The sequence below is a fragment of the Salinivirga sp. genome, from assembly GCF_055145285.1.
In genome coordinates, this window is sequence record NZ_JBSRDC010000068.1 from 1 (window position 1) to 20703 (window position 20703).

Sequence of the window (20703 nt, forward strand, 5' to 3'; positions counted from 1 at the left end):
AGTTCTTTTTTGTTAATTGCACCGTAAAATAATTCGCCAACAGTAATTGTGCTAACTCCTATGTTCTCTTGTCCAATTTCTTTGAGATTTGAAATAATATCCGCGTTGTTCCGGTAAAATTCTATGATAACATCTGTATCGCAAAGTATTATTTTGTCCTGTTCCATGCCTGTTTTCTGAGTTCTTTAGCATTAATATCCCTATTGGCCCATAACCCGGCAGAATTGAAAAAATCATACTTTGTGGAAGCTTTCTTTTTATTCACCTCTTCAACTTCGACAAAATCAAGTTGATTGATAAGCTGAATAAGAAAAGATAACTTACTACTGTCTTTTAAATGAAGAATTATTTTTTCCATATTTACAAAAATAAAGTAAAGTTGTATTTTCCCATCACGCTTTCATTATTTTTTTCTTTTATACCTATTACAATTAAACGAATAAGGCAACGTAAAGTTGCAATTGAAGGAAATCCCTCCCGATGTCCCACGTGTTCTAATGTGTAGCCCGACGGAAATGGCCGTTCGTTTCGATTCCCCACAACCTCACCCTCAATGCCACTCAACGAACTACTGTTTCGATTCCCTCTTATCCAAACGCTAAGAGCAACTCAACGAACTACTGTATCGATTCTCCGTTGGCGCGAGCTTTTAGATCGTGTCCATTGAAATAACACACAAAGTTATAAAAGAGGCTTCTATAAGTGGGCTCTCTCTTTTTGCTCACCCCGCACCCTCACTGGCTTCCCTAAAGGAGCGGACTCCCAACGCGCAGCCTGTACAGAATTTCTACGCTACGGCCATGAGCACCAAAACGAACGAAATTACCTGTAATTAGGTTAATATTCTGTAATACAACCTGATCGAAGCGTCCCTTCTCCTCTCAGGAGAAGGCCAGGATGAGGTGATATAACGAAGCGTTCCTTCTCCTTGAGGCCGCGTCAGGCTCCCGACAGAAGAAGATCTTATACCACTTTTTTATTGGTTTCTTTTTACCACGTAGCGGTTGAAAACGTATTGTTTCAGGAGCCAGCCTATAAAAGCTGTTGTAAAGAAGGTAAACGAGCTGTAAATAACTGCCACCACGGCCATGGTATTGTTCTCCAATAACGATTTGGCCACAAATATGGCCAGGGCACTGTTTTGCAGTCCTACTTCAATACTGATGGTATAGCTGTTTTTATAACCTGTTTTCAGACCCATACCCACCAGAAAACCAGCAATCATAGAACCCACATTAAGGGCCAGTGCCCAGGGAAGAATGTCAATGTAATCTTTAATTTGCGCGGCTTTTTCCTGTTCTTCAAAAAATATGACAACAACGAATACGGCTAATAATAGCAATGTCATTACATAGCGCAGTGGCTTTTCGAGTTTTATGGCCATCTCTTTTTTCCACCAACGAATGAGCATGCCGGTGAATACCGGTATGGCAATTACAAAAAACACTTCGCGCATGGTCGATGAAAAGGGCAGATGAATTTCGGCCGAGGTGCCTACAAAAATTTGCAGTGCAATGTTTACATAGAGCGGTAGGGTAAACAATATGAGCAGACTATTGAGCGAAGATAGCGATACACACAGGGCCAGGTTTCCCTTTAAAAGGTGCGTCACCAGGTTCGATGCTGTGCCTCCGGGGCAGGCTGCTATCAATATAAAACCGACTTTAATATATGGATCGAGATTGGTGAATCCTACCAGTAAAAATGCAATCAGGGGTAAAAGTATCATCTGGCTAAAAAGACCGGTAAGGATAGGCCTTGGCCTAATAAAAATTTGCCTGAAGTCTTTAAATTCCAGCGATAAACCCATGCCGCCCATAATTATGGCAAGTGTGGCGGGTAAAGCATATTCGGAGAAAAGTTCTCTCATATCAGATAAAAATACAAACTACAAAGTTAGCACATATTCTTGAGTTGTGATGTTTATACCTGCAATAACTCTCACATATAATTTGATATTTCTGAATGCTCGTTTTGTTTCTGGCACATTGTAACATACTTTTTTTACCGGAAATTATTGTAAATCATGTTATTATTTAAAATTGCCCGAACAACAGTTTTTGAGCATGCAATATAGTTGTGGTTTTAGCTAAAAAAATCAATATAATGGTTTTGGCTCATGAAAAATATACATTATATTTGCATCCGCTAAAAACAGCCCGGATGGCGGAATAGGTAGACGCGCATGGTTGAGGGCCATGTCCACGTAAGTGGGTGCAGGTTCGATTCCTGTTCCGGGCACAGGCGCCCAGATGGCGGAATTGGTAGACGCGCTAGTTTCAGGGACTAGTTCTCGCAAGAGAGTGCAGGTTCGATTCCTGTTCTGGGCACAGATAAAAAACTTACAAAAGTTGACAAAGCCTTGCAAAAATCAATCTTGCAAGGCTTTTTTTATATTTCTTTTGTTGATTTCAGCAAAAAAAATGCGACAATCAAAAGATTATCGCATTTTTGTGACTCAGCTGGGTCTCGAACCCAGGACCCCATCCTTAAAAGGGATGTGCTCTACCAACTGAGCTACTGAGTCGGTTGGGTGTCAAAGCGGGTGCAAATATAAAGGGTTCCGTTGAATCAACAAAGATATTGCGGTGAAATTTCTGTATTTTTTTCTGTAAGCTCTGTCACCATTTGATTTTTAATATACTATCACTAATATTTATATCGCTTTTTCCATCGCTGTATTAAATGCTCTTTTGTTTTTAACTCCTGGTTGTTTTGCTGGGGGCTATAGATAACGCGACCGTCCAACTGATCCGGCAGATATTGCTGATCTGTGAAGTTATTTTGGAAATCGTGACTGTACTTGTACGATTTACCGTAGTTGAGTTCTTTCATCAACTTTGTTGGAGCATTGCGCAAATGTAAAGGCACCGGCAGGTCGCCTGTTTGGCGTACCAGGGCCAGGGCTTCGTCAATGGCCGTATAGGCACTGTTGCTTTTTGCAGAATTGGCCAAATAAATGGTTGCTTCGGAGAGCGGTATGCGAGCTTCAGGCATTCCTAGTTTGTGCACAGTATCGAAACATGCATTGGCCATCAATAAGGCATTGGGGTTGGCCAAGCCAATATCCTCAGACGCCAGAATTACCAATCGACGGGCAATAAATTTTACATCTTCACCGCCCTCGAGCATGCGTGCCAACCAATAAACTGCAGCATTTGGGTCACTTCCTCTCACTGATTTTATGAATGCAGAAATGATATCGTAATGCTGTTCGCCTTGTTTGTCGTACTGTGCTGTGGTGGCCTGTAATACTTCTGTTACCCGTTTGTCATCGATTATTACAGGATCTGTGTCCGTATTATTGGCCAGGAGTTCAATAATATTGTATAATTTACGAGCATCGCCTCCGGAGTACCTAAACAGCGCTGTTTTTTGCGATATTTCAAATTTGCGATTCTGCATTTCAGCATCTTCTGTGATGGCTTTTTGAGTCAATATATCCAATTGCTCCTCGTCGAGGGGTTTGAGTACATAGACCTGACAGCGCGAGAGTAAGGGTGTGATGACTTCAAAAGATGGATTTTCGGTAGTGGCGCCTATGAGCTTAATAATTCCTTCTTCTACGGCTCCAAGTAAAGAATCTTGCTGTGATTTACTGAAACGGTGTATTTCGTCTATAAAAAGAATAGCGCCATCATTATTAAACATTTGGGCATTTCTGGCCTGTTCTATGGCTTTTCGCACATCTTTTACCCCGCTTGAGACTGCACTTAAGGTATAAAATGGCCTGTCGAGCTGGTTGCTGATAATTCTTGCCAATGTTGTTTTCCCCACGCCGGGAGGTCCCCACAAAATCATGGAGGGGATGCGGCCATTGGTGATGTGTTGTCTCAGTACGGAGCCTTCGCCTACCAAATGCTCCTGTCCAATATATTCATCTATGGTTTTGGGACGTAAACGCTCTGCAAGTGGTTGCATATTATTTTTTTAACAAAAATAGGTTTGCCCGGTGAATACTCCAGACTTTTTATGATTTTTTTGACGGAATTAAGCATAAAAAAAAACAAGGACACCGTTTTGCCCTTGTTTTAAAGTTGAATTGGTTTATTTACTTAGTTTTTAAGTGCTTTAGCCATTGTTTCTCCCAGGTGTGCCGGGGATTTTACAACGTGAATGCCGCTTTCTTCCATAATTTTCATTTTGGCTTCGGCTGTATCGTTTTTTCCACCAATAATGGCTCCGGCATGGCCCATTCTGCGTCCCTTAGGTGCTGTTTGGCCTGCAATGAAGCCCACTACAGGTTTTTTTCCGTGTGCTTTAATCCATTGTGCGGCTTCTGCTTCCATGTTACCACCAATCTCTCCAATCATAATAATACCGTCTGTACCTTCATCTTCCATAAGCAGTTTTACCGCGTCGAGCGTAGATGTACCAACAATAGGATCTCCGCCGATACCGATACATGTCGATTGGCCTAAACCTGCTTTGGTAACCTGGTCTACGGCTTCGTAAGTAAGTGTTCCTGAGCGGGATACAATACCTATGGTGCCGTGCGTATGGATAAAGCCCGGCATAATGCCCACTTTGCCCATTCCCGGCGAAATAACTCCCGGACAATTAGGTCCAACCAACCTCGACGATTTGCCGTCCATGTATTCTTTTACCTTTACCATGTCGCTGGTAGGTATGCCTTCGGTAATGGTTACAATGAGCTCAATTCCTGCGTCCGTTGCTTCCATTATGGCGTCGGCTGCAAATGCAGGTGGTACAAAAATAATAGAAACATTTGCTCCTGTAGCTTTTTTACCTTCCTCTACCGTATTGAAAACAGGCTTACCAAGATGGGTTTCTCCACCTTTTCCGGGTGTTACACCACCCACTACATTGGTTCCGTAATCAATCATTTGTTGGGCATGAAAACTGCCTTCACTACCGGTAAATCCCTGCACCAGTACTTTGGATTTTTCGTTGATCAGTACGCTCATAAGTGTTATTTGTTTATATCTTAATACCTAATACCAAAATATCGTCGATTTGTTCATTTTGGCCTTTCCATTCATCAAATGTACGAATTAATATATTTTTCTGTACAGATAATTCCATGTTTTGTATTTCAGATAAAGTGTTTTTTAACTGCACAGCCTTAAATTTTTTAGTTTGTGGGCCTCCAAACTGATCTACAATACCATCAGTAAAAAGGTATAGCGTGTCATTAGTTTCGAGTGTCCATTTTTTGGTGGTAAATTCTTTCTGGTTTTTATGCATTGTTTTGCCAACAGAACGTTTGGTGCCTGCAATTTCAATGAGCTCGCCATCTCTGAAAATAATTAAGGGGCGTTTGGCTCCGCTGATTTGCATTTCCCTGAGATTTTTATCTATTTTTAATAAAACTATGTCCATGCCACTACCTTCAATTTCAGGTGATGAATGCGTGGCTTCTTTGATGTGTGCATCGATATGATCCAGTATATCTGCCGGGTTACTGATATGTTTTTCGAGCACTGCGGAGCGCAAAGCATTATAGCCCAACATACTCATAAAGGCACCCGGAACACCGTGTCCGGTACAGTCTATAGCAGCGAGGTAAATGCTTTCATTGGTGTTTTCGCCAAAATAAAAATCTCCGCTTACAATGTTTTTAGGTTGGTAAAAAATGAAGTGTTCCTTAAAGTGCCCGGTGAAAAAATCGTCGGCTGGAAAAATACTTCTTTGAATATACTGGGCATATGTAATGCTGGCTGTAATGTTGCTTTGCTGAACTTCTAACTCATGGTTTTGTTTTTCGATTTGCTTGAGTTGTGCAGCAATTTCATCATTTTGAGATTGAATTTCTTCCTTTTGTTCTATTATTTCAGCATTGTAAAGCGTTAGTTTTTTATTGGCTCTTTTTTTGGACAGAAATGCGTAAAAACTGATCACTACTAACAAAAGCAAAAGGAAGCCACTTCCGATGGCAAAATTACGAACAATGGTTACGTTCTTGAGTTTTATTTGCTGGGCAGTATTTTCAAGTTCTTTTAGTTTGTTCCTTGATGATAGTAATAAAATCTCTTTTTCTTTTTGTTTTAGTTGGTATTGCTTTTCTAGTTCTGCCATATTTTTTAAGGTCTCCTGTGTAAAAACGGAGTCTTTCATATTTTGGTAGCGCTCGTAATAGTTGAGTGCATATCGGTACTGTCTTAGCTTTTTGAAATTTTTGTAGTATTCCAGATAAATTCTTTGTTTTAGTTTAAAAGAATTGGTTTGCCGGGCTTTTTTGCTTGCTTCATTGAGAATATTGATTGCTGTGCGGTATTGTCTTTTGGCATAAAAAAGCTGGCTGTAGGCTACGAGTGCAGTTGACATAAGATACATATTGTCTTTTTGTTTGGCCATTTGTATGGTTTGGGCCAGTAGCTTTCTTGCTTCTTCATAAGATCTGCGATTTATTAAAAATTTAGCATAGTTAATATTTACCGTAATTAACTCTTTGAATAGTTTGGTTTCGCGAAAATGGTTCCTAGATTTTTGATAGTATGTTTCTGCCTGACTAATATTACCGAGCATGTCGTAAGTATCAGCCAGGTTATTATAAATTCTCGCTATTTTTGTTGGATCTTCTTTTTGTTCAAGGTATTGCAAGGCTTTTTCATAGTGTTTTACTGCATCTTCATATTTTTGCCACCTGCTGTATAAATTTCCCAGTGCGTTATAAACTTTACTAACATCTTTTGGCAGTTCCAGCAACTCATAAATTTTAAGTGCTGCCAAAAAATATTCCATGCTTTGTTCATAATTATTCCGCTGTTTATAGTTCCTGGCCAGGTTGTAATACCTCATCGCAATGTCTGTAGAATCTTTTAGGTATCTACTAATAGCTAATGACTGCCGGTAATATTCTTCAGCTTTTTGGTAGTCTTCGTAATTGGCATAAATATTACCAATATTGTTCAGTGTTGATGATACGGAGGAAGAGTCATTGAAATTTCGTTTTATATGCAACGCTTTTAAATAGAATTCGAGTGCTTTTTCATAATCCATTTTAAGCTCATAAATGTAGCCCATGTTGTGATAGGTTTTGGCCACGGATAACAGGTCATCCTTTTTTTTAGCATTTTTAATGCTTTCTTGAAGCAAGCCAATGGCTTCATCGTGTTTGTGCAGGCGCAACATTACGATACCGAGATTGTTAAGCACTGCGTCAATTCCTTTCAAATGGTTCGTTTCCCTGTAAATTTCGAGTGCCGCTTTGTAATGTTGTTCAGCTTTTTGGTATTGGCGTTCAAAAATATGCAGGTTACCTTTAAGTTTAAGTGCATTGGCCTTGATTGTATCTTTTACATTTTTTGGTTTTTTGTTGATAATGTAATCGAGAAAATACAGCGCTGAGTCATTTTTTTGATCATACCAATAGTTGGCAAGAACATAGGCATGTTTGAACTTTTGGGGTTTGTCGGCGTCCAGGAACAATTGATTCAGACTATCTGCATTTTGTGCCGGAACCAATTTCGCAACAGCAAGTATAAGGATGAGCAGAAATTGTTTCATTTCCGAAAATACGTTTATTTTTGGGTTTTGATACAATCGTATTATATTTTTTGCTTTCGTAAAACTAAGATACTGAAAATATACTAAATGGTAGCGGCATGTTAAGCTCTAAGTTAAAAATTGTTGTGGGTTTTAGTGGAGGAGTTGATAGTTTGGTGACCTGTTTACTGCTCAAGGAAAAGGGGTACGATGTTTATGCTGTTACTTTTATTTTTACAAATGCACAATTGAATAAGCCTTTTCAGGAAAATGTAAAAATGGCGGCTTCAAAAATTAATATCAATCACGAATTTGTAGATATCAGGCAGGCTTTTACTCAAGTGTTGGATTATTTTAAAAATGGTTATTTCTCCGGCGAAACACCGAATCCCTGTGTTTTTTGTAATCAGCATATCAAGTGGCCATATTTGTTTAAATACGCACAGCATATTGGAGCAGATCGTGTGTCAACCGGCCATTACGCTAGAATAGTGCAAGTTGATGGTCAGTGCTTTATTGCGAAAGGAGTAGATCAAGAAAAAGATCAAAGTTTTTTTCTGTGGAATCTATCGCCCGATCAGCTTAAACATTTGGAGTTGCCCCTGGGAGCAATGCATAAGGCAGCCGTTAAAGAAATAGCAGAGAAAAATGGTTTTGAGCGTTTTTCAGGTCAGAAAGAGAGCACGGGTCCCTGTTTTACCGGAAAAAATTATCGTCACACCCTGAAAAATATGTTGAAAGCGAATGAGATACCCGGAAAAGGAAATTTTTTATCAGAAGAAGGAGAGGTGCTGGGCAGACATGACGGATATATGTTTTATACCATTAGCCAACGCAAGGGGTTGGGCCTTAAAATGCCGGGAAAGCGATTTGTGAAATCTATTAAGCCTGCTACAAACCAGGTTGTTTTATCTCACCCCAATAGTTTGTGGAGTCGTAAATTTTATTTGAGAGATTGGTCAATTCATAAACCGGAAGTTTTTAAAAATACGGAAGTAGAGATCAAAATACGGTACCGCAGCCAAAAAGCTACCGGGTTTTTAATCGCCGAAGGAGAAAGGATTTGTATAAATTTATGTCAGCCGGAGTGGGCTGTTGCTCCCGGACAAACAGCAGCAATTTATATTGACAATATGTTGGTGGGAGGTGGTTATATTGATGAAGTGGCTGAATAAGATACTATTGATAACCAAATCATTCAAAGGCAATATTTTTATCTGGCCAACAAGCTGTAAAAGATAAAAACAAGTAATTCATTCTTGAAATCATTATGTTTAAGAATTGAGGAAGGTATTGCTTTTTTTACTAATTTGGACAGCAAAAAGCATGGTTCGTTACAGCTCAATTGTAATACTGATTGTTTTGAGCACCTTGTTTCAAGGATGTAAAGAGCAGCAATTTACCTGGCCTGACATGAGTTCCGGGTGGTTTTTTAAAAACGTAAAAGACTCCGTTTGGCGCTCAGCCAAAGTTCCCGGTAGCGTACAGGCAAATTTGAGAGCACATCAATTAATTGATCCGCCCTTTTACCGCGACAATGAAAAAAATATTCAGTGGGTTGACAAAAATGACTGGGTATTTAAAAAGGAATTTCCGTTTCATCGTAACCAATTGAATGGAGAACAAGGGTGGCTGACTCTTGAGGGACTTGACACTTATGCAAAAGTTTACCTGAATGACTCATTGATTTGGGTTACGGAAAATATGTTTGTTGGCAAATCTGTAAGGGTCGATTCATTGCTCAAGAATGGAAAAAATACGCTCAAAATTTATTTTCAATCACCTGTGGAGGCTACTTTGAAATATTATAATCAACTCAATTATAATTTGCCGGTTTCTGCCAACGATAATGATACGCTCGGAGGCATTCCGGGTAAGCGAATTAGCGTTTTTGCACGAAAAGCACCTGTACAGTTTGGGTGGGATTTTGCTCCCCGTATTCTGACCATGGGCATTTGGCGACCTGTGCGTTTCGAAAAACGGCATGCTGCAAATATTCAGCATATTTCTGTACAACAGCAAAGTGTACACGAAGACAGTGCTGTTGTGAATTTTGAAGTAAAAATATACGCATCAAAGCGATTCCCCAATAGTGAACTTAAACTGAAAATAAAGGGGGAAAGTGATCGCAATTTTAAAATCAATGTTCCTCAAGGAATTTCGCTGCACCGCTTTAATATGAAGATCGATGATCCGGACTTTTGGTGGCCGCGTGGCTATGGAGCACAAAATATGTACTCTGCAGAGGCAAAACTACAGTGGAATACAGGAGAATCGCGAGAAAGAACTGCAAGATTTGGTGTAAGAACGGTTGAGTTGGTTCAGGATAGTGATAGCACGGGAGCTTCCTTTTATTTTAAAATTAATGATCAGCCTGTATTTGCAAGAGGTGCCAACATGGTGCCGTTAAACATAATGCCTTCAGAGGTTACAAACGCTGATTTGCGAAGCTTGTTGATGAAAACCGTGGATGCAAATATGAATATGATTCGCGTTTGGGGCGGAGGTATTTACCAAAGCGACTACTTTTACCATTTATGCGATTCCCTTGGTTTGATGGTGTGGCAGGATTTTATGTTTGCCTGTAGCATGGTGCCCGATTACAAGGGATATTTTGAGCATGTGAAACAAGAAGTTAAATATAACGTGAACCGGCTGAAAAATCATCCTTCAATTGTAATGTGGTGTGGCAACAACGAGGTAATATCGGCCTGGAATAACTGGGGATGGGAAAAGCGCGTTATTCGGGAGCAGGGAGCAGAAGTTGCACAAAGAATATATCACACTTATGATTCATTGTTTCATGGTTTGATACCGGATGTTTTGGCCACTGAAGATCCTCAGCGGCCTTATTGGTCATCATCGCCGCAATCTGCTCCCGGTATGCCAAAATCCGATACATCGGGAGACCGGCATTACTGGATGGTTTGGTGGGGAAAAGCCCCGTTTAAGGATTATGCGTCCAATTCAGGGCGTTTTATGTCTGAATACGGGTTTCAATCAATTCCGTCGCTTTCATCACTTGGTTTGTTTATGCGAGAGGCTGATTTTAATTTACATTCCAGGGGTTTTATGAACCACCAAAAATCCACAGGCGGCAACGCTCGGCTCCTGCATTATCTTGATACTAACTACACTTCAAAAACCACATTCAATAATTACGCTTTTTTAACTCAATTGCTTCAGGCAAGGGCCATGGAAAGTGCCATAAGTACTCACCGAAAACTCAAACCATATTGCATGGGCTCGCTTATGTGGCAGTTGAATGACTGCTGGCCGGCTGTATCGTGGTCTATGATTGATTTTTACGGTAAAAAGAAAGCCGCATATTACGCCATAAAAAAATCGTTCAGACCTGTTGCCTTGTTTGCCGACACGCTTGAGAAACCTTTTCGCCTGACGGTGGTCAACGACAACAAGGAAACAACGGAAGTGCGCTATAAACTTACCGTAATGGATTTTTACGGAGAAATTGTTCATGAATATGCTGATGAAGTTCTGGTACGCAACGACTCAAACACAATAGTTAGGTTTGAGCAGGAATTATTTCACGGTTTTGATCCGAATACAATGTTCATTTATGTTGAATATAAGGATAGTGAAGGATGGCACGAATCGGTTTTTACTTTTGTTGATGATAAACGCTTAAAATTGCCCAAATCGCAGTTTTCCTATGAATTGTCAGAAAACAAAAATGGTGCTCTAATGGAAGTTACCTCTCCGGTATTCATTCGTTCTATGTATTTTAGTTTTATACCGTACGATGTGAGCTTTTCAGAGAATTTTGTCGATATGCTTCCCAACAGGACTTATGAAATAGAAATTAAAACCAAAGTTGATTTTAAACGCCTGGAATCTTCAATTGGTTTTAAAAACGTAAATGGAATAATTGATGATATATCCGTCGATTAACTTCGAAATTACGAACGCTATTTTGTATAGCTAAAGTGGCACCGATGTTTTCAAGTTGGCATTCATTTTAAAAACATAATGGTAGTTTTGAGATTTTTTCGTTACTTTGCCTTAAAATATAGACATAAACTATGCTAATAAGATTCAATGCTGAGAATTTTCTGTCTTTTAATAAAAGAATTGAATTCTCATTAATCGCAAATAAGGAAAGAAGATTGCCATCCCATATAATCAAAGGTGATGGATTAAATATTCTCAAATCTGGTGTTATATACGGTGCCAATGCATCAGGCAAATCAAATCTTGTAAAAGCAATTGATTTTTCAAGTCAAGTTATTACAAAAGGAATTGAAAACCTAAGTCCAGTAAATTGTCATTTCAGATTAGACAAAAAAAATATTAAAAAGCCAACTATATTTAATTATGAAATAAAAGTTAATGAAAAATTTTATTCTTATGGTTTTGCTTTAAAATTAGACAATAATGAAATCATCGAAGAATGGTTATATGAAATAGGTCGCAAAAAAGAAAACAAAATATTTGAAAGAATTCGCAATAATGAAGGAAAACATGACATTGAAATAGGTTTACAACTTAGTTCAAAAGCTAAAACCAGATTTGAGGTATACAGGGAGGACTTTAAAGATGCTAACAACCTACTTTTTTTGAGTGAAATGAACCGTAAAAGCATTGATGATTTTTCTGAATTAAAAGTCTTTAAAGACGTTTTCAACTGGTTTAATAAAAAACTTACAGTATTATTTCCTAAATCAAAGTTTTCTGGCTTAAATTTCATTGGTGATGATAATGAAATGTCTGAAACATTTAATAGTTTTTTAAATGTCTTTAAAACGGGAATTAACAATGTTACATCAGAAGAAATCGATTTAGATAACTTCGATATTCCACAGAAAATAAAAGAGGACTTGACAAAAAATATTTTGAAAACAAAAGCTATAATTTTCGAAATAAACGGAATAACATATAGTCTCAAAAAAAATAATCAAAATGAATATAAAATAAAAAAAATAGGATTAGAACATTATACAAATGATGGTCAGTCTGTTGTTTTTGACATTGAAGATGAATCTGATGGAACTCAACGTCTATTTGATTTTATCCCGGCCTTGCACGAATTAAAACAAACAGATTCCGTTTTTATTATCGATGAATTGGATAGAAGCTTACATTCCAAGCTTACCTATGGTATCTTTGAATTGTTCCTTAACGCGACCAAAGAAAACGAAAGCCAATTAATAGCTACAACACACGAATCACTTTTACTAGATTTAGAACTTTTACGACGAGATGAAATTTGGTTCATGGAGAAACAAAATAATCAATCTCATTTATATTCACTAGATGAATTTAAAGTAAGAAATGACAAAATTGTTAATAAAGATTATTTATTAGGACGTTATGGTGCTATTCCAATCTTCAAAAGCTTCAAGAACTTAAAATTCTAAACATGCCCGGTAGATTAAGAGTAAGAAATACTTTTGGCGAAAGGCCAGTTGAATCTGAAAGCAAACAGGCAAAATCTGTATATTTAATATCCATTGCAGGTGAAGGAAAAACAGAGGAACAATATTTTGATGGTCTATATGATTTAGAGAGTACAAAAGACTTAATAAAAATTGAACGTTTAGAGAAAATAGATGAAACAGATACAAAAAGCCATCCTAATCATGTGATTAACCTCCTTGATGAAAGAAAAGAGAAATGGCAAGCTTATGGACTCGAGTCAAATGAATTATGGATGGTTATTGACCGTGACAAACAGAATGTATCAGAAAAACAACTATTAGCAATTATTGAAAGATGTAAAAAGGAAAATTTTAACTTAGCTTTGTCTAATCCAACCTTTGAGTTTTGGCTGTTGTTACACCTTTGTCCAGTATCAGACTACGATAAAGCAATCTTATTGGAGAATCCAAAAAAGGGCCTAAAAGTAAAAAGCGTTTCCTTGAAAAAGAACTGTCCTTACGACTGGATGGCTATAATAAAAATAAATTACCTTTTAATAAATTTCTTTCTGGCATTGAAAAAGCAATAGAACGAGCAAATGAATTACCAACAAATAATCAGATACTGATAAATGAACTTGGAACAAGTGTAGGCAAACTTGTTGAAAAGTTGATATAAATATAATGAAGTGCCAATAAAGCTATAATACGGCAGCAGGGCCTCCATAGCATATTCAACAATTCGTTTGGTCGTGTCACCCGCTTTTGGCCTGACTCAATCATAACGGGTTGAGCGCCCCTGCCGACTGCATACAGCCCAACGTTCGAAGCAAAAAAAGGCTATCCCGAAAGACAGCCTATTTGTGAGTTTGTGTTATATCTTACTATTTTTCAGGGTCGATTAGCATTCCTGCTCCAACAGTGTTGTTTGTACCTTCTTCAATCAGAGTCAGGCTACCGGTTATTCTATTCCGATTATAGGGATCCCAGCTCAGTGGTTTAGTCGTTTTAATGGTGATGCGTCCAATGTCGTTTAGTCCGAAAGCAACACCTTCGTCCATAATTTCCAACTTGTTAATATCGAGTCGGTACTTGATGTTGGTAATTTTACATTTTACCTCATTGCTGGTATGTTTGAGAATGTATTTACCACCCGGAGCCATTGGTTTTTCGCTCATCCAGGTCATCATCAAATCCATTTCCTGTGTGCAGTGGGTTTTGTTATTTGCATCAACAATCATATCGCCCCGGCTGATGTCAATATCATCTTCGAGTTCAATAGCTACAGAAAGTGGTGGGTATGCTTCATCCAATTGTTTGTCATAAATAGATATGCCTTTAACGGTTGATTCAATACCTGATGGCATGATGGCTACTTTGTCGCCTTTTCTGAAAACACCACCTGCTACACGACCGGCATAACCTCTGTAATCGTGGTATTCATCCCGTTGTGGACGTATCACGTATTGTACGGGCAATCTTTTATCTTTGTAATTTTTATCGCTGGTTATTTTAAGTGTTTCGAGTAAGGTGAGCAATGTTGGCCCTTCGTACCAGGTCATATTTTCAGAACGTGTTACTACGTTATCACCGTCCTTGGCACTCATGGGGATAAAGTTGATATCCGGAATACTGAGTTTATCTGCTATTTTCTGAAAATCGGCTTTTATTTCTTCGTAACGCTCCTGTGAAAAATCTACCAAATCCATTTTATTTACACAGAGTAGTACGTGAGGTATTTGTAACAGGCTTGCAATAAAAGCATGTCTTTTGGTTTGCTCAAGCACGCCGTTTCGCGCATCAATCAGCACGATTGCGGCATTGGCTGTTGAGGCCCCGGTAACCATGTTACGTGTATATTGGATGTGGCCGGGTGTGTCGGCAATGATAAACTTCCGTTTGGGTGTAGCAAAATACCTGTAAGCTACATCGATCGTGATGCCTTGTTCGCGTTCTGCCCGAAGTCCGTCTGTGAGCAGCGCAAGGTTAGTATCTAAGCTACCCATGCGTTCGCTGGCTTCTTCAATAGAGTTTAGCTGATCTTCGAAAATAGATTTACTATCGTAAAGTAAGCGTCCAATCAGTGTGCTTTTCCCATCGTCTACACTGCCCGCTGTGGTAAAGCGCAGCAGTTCCATATCAAGATAACCTTCTGTCGACTGCGATTGGGTGCTGTAATTTTCGTCTTTCATGGTGTTTCATTCAACTGTTAAAATTAAACTTACATTCCTCCTGCGGATTGCTTCTAGAAGTATCCATCCTTTTTTCTGTCTTCCATGGCGGCTTCCGAGCGCTTATCATCAGCCCTGGCTCCACGCTCTGTTGTGCGTGTTGCAGCTACTTCCTGTACAATTTCTTCCAGGGTTCTGGCTTTGGATTCGGTGAGGCCGGTATTGGTGATATCACCAATTGTGCGACAGCGTACTTCTTTTTCTTCTATTTTTTCTGAGTCTCTTAATTTCATAAATGGCGCTTCGGCAAGCCAAACACCATCGCGATTGAAAACTCTGCGTTTATGTGTAAAATAAATGCTTGGAATTTCAATATTCTCGAGTAAAATATATTGCCAAACATCCATTTCTGTCCAGTTGCTGATAGGGAAAACTCTAAAATGTTCACCCATATTTTTTCTACCGTTAAAAAGGTTCCATAATTCCGGTCGCTGGTTTTTGGGGTCCCACTGTCCGAAATCGTCACGATGTGAGAAAAAACGTTCTTTGGCCCGGGCTTTTTCTTCGTCTCTTCTTCCGCCACCCATGGCTGCATCTATTTTTTCTTCCTCGATACCATCAAGTAACGTCGCTGTTTGTAATACGTTGCGGCTGGCATCGTATCCTGTTTCTTCAACAACTTTACCTGCATCAATAGTATCCTGAACATATTTTACCAACATTTTGGTGCCCGTTTCTTTTGCCAATCTGTCCCGAAACTCAATGGTTTCGTCGAAATTGTGCCCTGTATCGATGTGCATCAACGGGAATGGTACCCGTGCCGGCCAAAATGCTTTTCGTGCTAAATGAAACATGACAATAGAATCTTTTCCACCGGAAAAGAGCATCGCCGGCCGGTCAAACTGCGCTACTACTTCACGGATTACAAAAATCGATTCTGCCTCTAACTCCCTTAAGTGTTTTACTGCGTATTTTTCCATAAGTCTTTTTAATTGTAACTATGGCTGATTTAAGATCCACAAAAGTAAAAAAAAAATGTGTATGGCGAAAATTCCTGCCTGAATTAGCGTAAATTTTAGGAATTGAGTAATTTTGTCCTGACTTAAATCAATTAAAAACCAATACCTGTAAGAATTGTAATTTTTGATAAAAAAATCTTTTGGTAAAATTTTTTTTTCTTACAATTTTAGTGGTTTATAACAGCCACGATATATGCATTAATTATGGAAAGAAAAGAACTCGAAAGCGTAAATAAAAAATTGGCAAAAGCCGATGCCCGCGAAACATTAAGCTGGGCAATTGAAAGATTTGGTGACGAACTGGTGTTGTCGAGTAGCATGGGGGCAGAAGATCAGGTACTTACGGATATGTTGATGAAACAGGATCCATCGATTGATGTGTTTACCCTCGATACTGGGCGGCTTTTTCCAGAGACCTATGAATTGATAGATAAAACCAATGACTTTTATAAAACCAAAATAAAGGTTTACTTTCCAGACTATGAGCAGGTTGAGGAAATGGTGAATAATAAAGGGGTTAATCTATTTTATCATTCTGTGGAAAATAGAAAATTGTGTTGTCACATCAGAAAAATTGAACCGCTTAAACGTGCTTTTAAAGGCAGAAAGGCCTGGATAAGCGGTCTCAGACGAGCGCAATCCATTACACGAAAAGGCGTGCAAAAGGTAGAGTGGGATGAGGCCAATGGCCTGGTGAAAATTAATCCAATCATAGACTGGAAAGAAGACGAAGTTTGGGATTATATTACTGTAAACCATGTACCATATCATAAACTACATGACCAGGGATATCGAAGCATTGGTTGCCAGCCATGCACAAGAGCAGTTAAGCCTGACGAGGATGTGCGTGCCGGGCGTTGGTGGTGGGAAGATCCCGAACACAAAGAGTGCGGTTTGCATGTGCAGGAAGATTTAAAAACAGATGTATCGTTTGATTTTAATAAAATTGATAAGAAATGATACAATCAAAAGAATTTACCGTAAGTGGAGGAGGGCGTGGATTTCATCTCATTACAGGGCAAGTGCAACAAGCCCTCGGTGAATTACCTGAACAGGGGCTTTTACACCTGTTTTTGCGACATACTTCAGCCGGCCTCACCATAAATGAGAATGCCGACCCTTCGGTCAGGGACGATTTTGAGACTTTTTTCAACCATATGATACCTGAGAATTTCCCTGACTTTACACATACCATGGAAGGATCTGATGATATGCCTGCACACATCAAAACCAGCCTTGTGGGTAACGAGGTTACTATTCCCATACGCAATGGTAAACTTGATATGGGTACCTGGCAGGGTATTTATCTCTGTGAATTCAGAAACAGGGGCGGACACAGAAAAGTTACAGCTACGGTTTTTAGTTAGGAAGTTGGTTGGGTAATTGAGTTGAAGAGGTGATTGGGGGTTTCGCCGATAATTTGCGGTTTGGGAGGTAATTGCTTTCAAACGCGGCGATGCTTCTGCGTTGGGCGATGTACCCAGGGTGTTGCCCGTGGGTTAAAGCTAGCTGTCCCTTTTGGGGCGTGGAAGGTTGGTTGAGTGGTTAAGTTGAGGTTAATTGCTCCCTTGTGAATGTTTCTCTTAGGAAGGCCAATACAGAATTAAGTATTTTCAAGTGGATTTATCTCGTCTTTGATTTTTACTCATACAAATGCTTCGCCACGCGATAGGTGTTGCAATGGGCTTCTACAATATCGCGCAGGCGGTCGGCATAGCCGCCACCCATCGATACAGCCACAGGAATACCTTTGGTGTAAAGGGTTTCGAAAACAATCATATCGCGCTCGCGGCAGGCTGCCATGCTGATGCTTACTTTTCCAAGTTTATCATTTACCAATATATCGACGCCTGATTGAAAGTAAATAAAGTCAGGTTTGACCTTATCGATGAGGTTTAGCAGGTGTTTTTGCACAATTTCAAGATACTGGTTGTCAGTTGTCGTATCGGCGAGGGGTATGTCCAGGTCTGATTTTTCTTTGTGCATGGGATAGTTTTTTTCGCCATGCACGCTAAAGGTAAATACCCTTGGTTCATTTTTGAAAATATGGGCTGTGCCATTGCCCTGGTGTACATCCAAATCAACAACCAAAATTTGGTTTTGGGGATATTGGTTCAGGTAATCTGAAGCAGCCACAGCATTATCGTTAAAAATGCAGAAGCCTTCAGCATGGTCGGGGTAGGCGTGATGCGTGCCTCCGGCAAGGTTAAATGCCACACCATTTTTTATTGCTTTATAAGTAGCCTGAATGGTGCCGCCCGTAATGCTTTTTTCTCTGTCAATGAGTGCTTTGCTGTATGGAAATCCGGAACGGCGTATTTCGTGGCGGCTAAGGTTTCCTTTTTCTAACTTTTTGATGTATGAACTGTCGTGAACAGCCTCCAGCTGTGTGTGGTTGGCGGGTTTTGGTGATACAAAATTATTTTCTGTAAAGGTTCCTTCATATATCAATTGTGCTTTGGTAAGCCGGTATTTGTCCATTGGAAACCTATGTCCGGGTGGAAGTTCGAGGTGGTAATTGTCATCAAAAAAGATGTGAATCATTCCTGTAACGCTTTTTTCTTTTTATGGATTTCTTCCAGTTTCTGCATTTGGTCCCGGTAGCGTGCTGCTTCAACAAAATTTAGATCAGCAGCCATTTTTTCCATGTTTTTTCTGGCTTCTTTAATGGATGTTTCCAGTGCCGGGAGTGTCATGTAATCGTATGCTTTTTCGGCCACTTCGCTCATGGGTTCTTCGGGTGGAATGTAAGGTCTTTTTTCTATGGCGGTACCATCTTTTTTAGCCAAAGTATCGGAAATGGTTTCCAGTCGTGCTTTATTAAGTGGCTGAGGTGTGATTCCATGTTCCTCGTTGTAGCTGATTTGCTTCAGACGCCGGCGCTCGGTTTCATCAATGGTTTTTTGCATGGAGTTGGTCACTTTATCGGCATACATAATTACCAAGCCGTTGACATTTCGCGCTGCACGGCCAGCGGTTTGGGTGAGTGATCTTTCAGAGCGTAAAAAGCCTTCTTTATCGGCATCGAGTATGGCTACCAGGGAAACTTCTGGCAAATCGAGTCCCTCGCGGAGCAGGTTCACACCCACAAGCACATCAAACCGGCCTGCTCTTAGTTCGCTCATAATTTCGACCCGTTCGAGGGTATCAATGTCGGAGTGAATATATCGGGTTTTGATACGGAGTTTGGTGAAATATTTGGTCAATTCCTCTGCCATACGCTTGGTGAGGGTTGTCACAAGTATCCGCTCATCGCGTTGGGCACGGTCATTAACCTCTTCAATGAGGTCATCAATCTGGTTGCCACTGGGACGTACCTCAATGCGCGGGTCGAGCAGTCCTGTGGGTCTTATTACCTGTTCGGCAATAATGCCCTCGCTTTTCTCCAATTCGTAATCAGCTGGTGTGGCGCTTACGTAAATTAATTGGTTAACGATAGATTCGAATTCATCTATTTTAAGTGGCCTGTTATCTAAGGCTGAGGGAAGTCTGAAACCATGCTCTACAAGTGTGAGTTTTCTGGAATGGTCGCCACCATACATGGCCTTTATTTGTGATATGCTTACGTGGCTTTCATCAACAAAAACCAGGAAGTCGTCGGGGAAATAATCCAGCAGACAAAATGGTCTTGTTCCGGCCGCCCGCCCATCGAAATAACGGGAATAATTTTCAATGCCCGGGCAATGGCCAAGTTCTCTAATCATTTCCAGATCGTAGGTTACCCTGTCTTGCAGTCGTTTGGCTTCGAGGTTTTTGCCTATTTCTTTGAAATATGCCACCTGCTTAAACATATCCTGTTCAATGTGCTGAACTGCAGTTTTTATTCTGTTTGGAGATGTTACGAATATATTGGCAGGGTATATTGTAGCTTCTTCCGGCTCATCCAGCACTTCGTTGGTGACGGGGTCGAATGTGGTAATTTTGTCAATTTCATCGCCCCAGAATTCAATTTTAAAGGCCACTTCGCCATAAGCAATCCATACATCAATGGTATCGCCGTTCACTCTGAATTTTCCACGGCTGAAATCAACATCGTTGCGGCTGTATAGACTACCTACAAGGTCGCGCAGGAATTTATTGCGTGCAATTTGCATTCCGGTGCGCAGATTTATCACGTTTTCATTGAAATCATCAGGGTTCCCAATACCGTAAAGGCATGAAACAGATGAAACAACAAGTACATCGCGCCTGCCACTCAGTAGTGCAGAAGTTGTACTTAACCGAAGTTTCTCTATTTCGTCGTTAATCATCAGGTCTTTTTCAATGTAGGTATCGGTAACGGGTATATATGCTTCGGGTTGGTAGTAATCATAATACGAAACAAAGTATTCAACGGCATTGTCAGGGAAGAAACTTTTAAATTCACTATACAACTGAGCTGCCAGGGTTTTATTGTGACTAAGAATAAGCGTTGGGCGCTGCACTTTCTCTATCACATTAGCCATGCTAAAGGTTTTACCGGAACCTGTGACGCCAAGTAGTGTTTGGTGTTTAGTGTCATCCAGCACACCTTGCGAGAGTTGTTCTATGGCTTCCGGCTGGTCTCCTGTAGGAATATATGGGGCTTTTATCTTAAACTTCATTCATTGAAATTTTTGCTGTTAGCTCATAATGCCAACATAGCAGTGAATGGTTTCAAAAACCTTGCCGTGTGAGAAGTGATAATCTAATTGTTGTGTAAAATGC

General features: G+C 39.8%; 15 protein-coding genes and 3 tRNA genes. 8 read left to right on the forward strand and 10 right to left on the reverse strand.

Annotation, left to right across the window (positions count from 1 at the left end; translation table 11 throughout):
* Positions 1-148 precede the first annotated feature (148 nt).
* Entirely contained in the window at positions 149-358 is a 210-nt protein-coding gene (locus tag ACTB0Y_RS14470) for a hypothetical protein (RefSeq protein ID WP_463207548.1), read from the reverse strand.
* Positions 359-976: 618 nt separating this feature from the next.
* Positions 977-1870, reverse strand: a complete 894-nt coding sequence (locus tag ACTB0Y_RS14475) for a bile acid:sodium symporter family protein (RefSeq protein WP_463207549.1) — start codon at positions 1868-1870, stop codon at positions 977-979.
* A 287-nt stretch (positions 1871-2157) separates the two neighbouring features.
* Here ACTB0Y_RS14475 and ACTB0Y_RS14480 point away from each other — a divergent pair.
* Positions 2158-2241: transfer RNA gene (locus ACTB0Y_RS14480), tRNA-Leu, on the forward strand.
* 5 nt (positions 2242-2246) lie between these two features.
* Positions 2247-2330, forward strand: a tRNA-Leu gene (locus ACTB0Y_RS14485).
* Between the two features lie 124 nt (positions 2331-2454).
* Here the strand turns inward: ACTB0Y_RS14485 and ACTB0Y_RS14490 are convergent.
* The 4 genes from ACTB0Y_RS14490 to ACTB0Y_RS14505 form a co-directional block, all read right to left on the reverse strand.
* Positions 2455-2527: transfer RNA gene (locus tag ACTB0Y_RS14490), tRNA-Lys, on the reverse strand.
* Positions 2528-2649: 122 nt separating this feature from the next.
* The gene (locus ACTB0Y_RS14495; protein WP_463207550.1) at positions 2650-3921 is read right to left on the reverse strand and encodes a replication-associated recombination protein A; all 1272 of its coding nucleotides are present in this window, start codon (positions 3919-3921) and stop codon (positions 2650-2652) included.
* A 134-nt stretch (positions 3922-4055) separates the two neighbouring features.
* Positions 4056-4928 carry a succinate--CoA ligase subunit alpha gene (sucD, locus tag ACTB0Y_RS14500; protein ID WP_463207551.1) on the reverse strand — a complete coding sequence of 291 codons (873 nt, stop codon included), beginning with the start codon at positions 4926-4928 and terminating at the stop codon, positions 4056-4058.
* 13 nt (positions 4929-4941) lie between these two features.
* Positions 4942-7470 carry a tetratricopeptide repeat protein gene (locus tag ACTB0Y_RS14505; RefSeq protein WP_463207552.1) on the reverse strand — a complete coding sequence of 843 codons (2529 nt, stop codon included), beginning with the start codon at positions 7468-7470 and terminating at the stop codon, positions 4942-4944.
* A gap of 98 nt (positions 7471-7568) precedes the next feature.
* On the opposite strand from ACTB0Y_RS14505, the gene mnmA reads away from it, so the two are divergent.
* From mnmA to ACTB0Y_RS14525, 4 genes are all read left to right on the forward strand, one after another.
* On the forward strand, positions 7569-8624 hold the full coding sequence (gene mnmA / locus ACTB0Y_RS14510) for a tRNA 2-thiouridine(34) synthase MnmA (RefSeq protein ID WP_463207553.1): 1056 nt from the start codon (positions 7569-7571) through the stop codon (positions 8622-8624).
* 151 nt (positions 8625-8775) lie between these two features.
* Positions 8776-11361: a beta-mannosidase gene (locus tag ACTB0Y_RS14515; RefSeq protein WP_463207554.1), complete on the forward strand. Its 2586-nt coding sequence runs from the start codon at positions 8776-8778 to the stop codon at positions 11359-11361.
* 131 nt (positions 11362-11492) lie between these two features.
* The gene (locus tag ACTB0Y_RS14520; protein ID WP_463207555.1) at positions 11493-12827 is read left to right on the forward strand and encodes an AAA family ATPase; all 1335 of its coding nucleotides are present in this window, start codon (positions 11493-11495) and stop codon (positions 12825-12827) included.
* A gap of 2 nt (positions 12828-12829) precedes the next feature.
* Positions 12830-13417 (forward strand): RloB family protein, encoded by a 588-nt coding sequence (locus tag ACTB0Y_RS14525; protein ID WP_463207556.1) that lies wholly within the window; start codon positions 12830-12832, stop codon positions 13415-13417.
* A 294-nt stretch (positions 13418-13711) separates the two neighbouring features.
* Here ACTB0Y_RS14525 and ACTB0Y_RS14530 read toward each other — a convergent pair whose 3' ends face one another.
* Entirely contained in the window at positions 13712-15019 is a 1308-nt protein-coding gene (locus ACTB0Y_RS14530) for a sulfate adenylyltransferase subunit 1 (protein WP_463207557.1), read from the reverse strand.
* 53 nt (positions 15020-15072) lie between these two features.
* Entirely contained in the window at positions 15073-15978 is a 906-nt protein-coding gene (cysD, locus tag ACTB0Y_RS14535) for a sulfate adenylyltransferase subunit CysD (RefSeq protein ID WP_463207558.1), read from the reverse strand.
* Between the two features lie 243 nt (positions 15979-16221).
* Here cysD and ACTB0Y_RS14540 point away from each other — a divergent pair, with 243 nt between their 5' ends.
* Together ACTB0Y_RS14540 and ACTB0Y_RS14545 are read left to right on the forward strand one after the other, a co-directional pair.
* Positions 16222-16977 (forward strand): phosphoadenylyl-sulfate reductase, encoded by a 756-nt coding sequence (locus ACTB0Y_RS14540; RefSeq protein ID WP_463207559.1) that lies wholly within the window; start codon positions 16222-16224, stop codon positions 16975-16977.
* Positions 16974-17384 carry a secondary thiamine-phosphate synthase enzyme YjbQ gene (locus tag ACTB0Y_RS14545; RefSeq protein ID WP_463207560.1) on the forward strand — a complete coding sequence of 137 codons (411 nt, stop codon included), beginning with the start codon at positions 16974-16976 and terminating at the stop codon, positions 17382-17384. The genes ACTB0Y_RS14540 and ACTB0Y_RS14545 overlap by 4 nt, the downstream gene beginning before the upstream one ends.
* A 274-nt stretch (positions 17385-17658) precedes the next feature.
* On the opposite strand, the gene ACTB0Y_RS14550 is transcribed toward ACTB0Y_RS14545, so the two are convergent.
* Together ACTB0Y_RS14550 and uvrB are read right to left on the reverse strand one after the other, a co-directional pair.
* Positions 17659-18561 carry a histone deacetylase family protein gene (locus ACTB0Y_RS14550; RefSeq protein WP_463207561.1) on the reverse strand — a complete coding sequence of 301 codons (903 nt, stop codon included), beginning with the start codon at positions 18559-18561 and terminating at the stop codon, positions 17659-17661.
* Positions 18558-20600: an excinuclease ABC subunit UvrB gene (gene uvrB / locus ACTB0Y_RS14555; RefSeq protein ID WP_463207562.1), complete on the reverse strand. Its 2043-nt coding sequence runs from the start codon at positions 20598-20600 to the stop codon at positions 18558-18560. The genes ACTB0Y_RS14550 and uvrB overlap by 4 nt, the downstream gene beginning before the upstream one ends.
* Between the last annotated feature and the right edge of the window lie 103 nt (positions 20601-20703).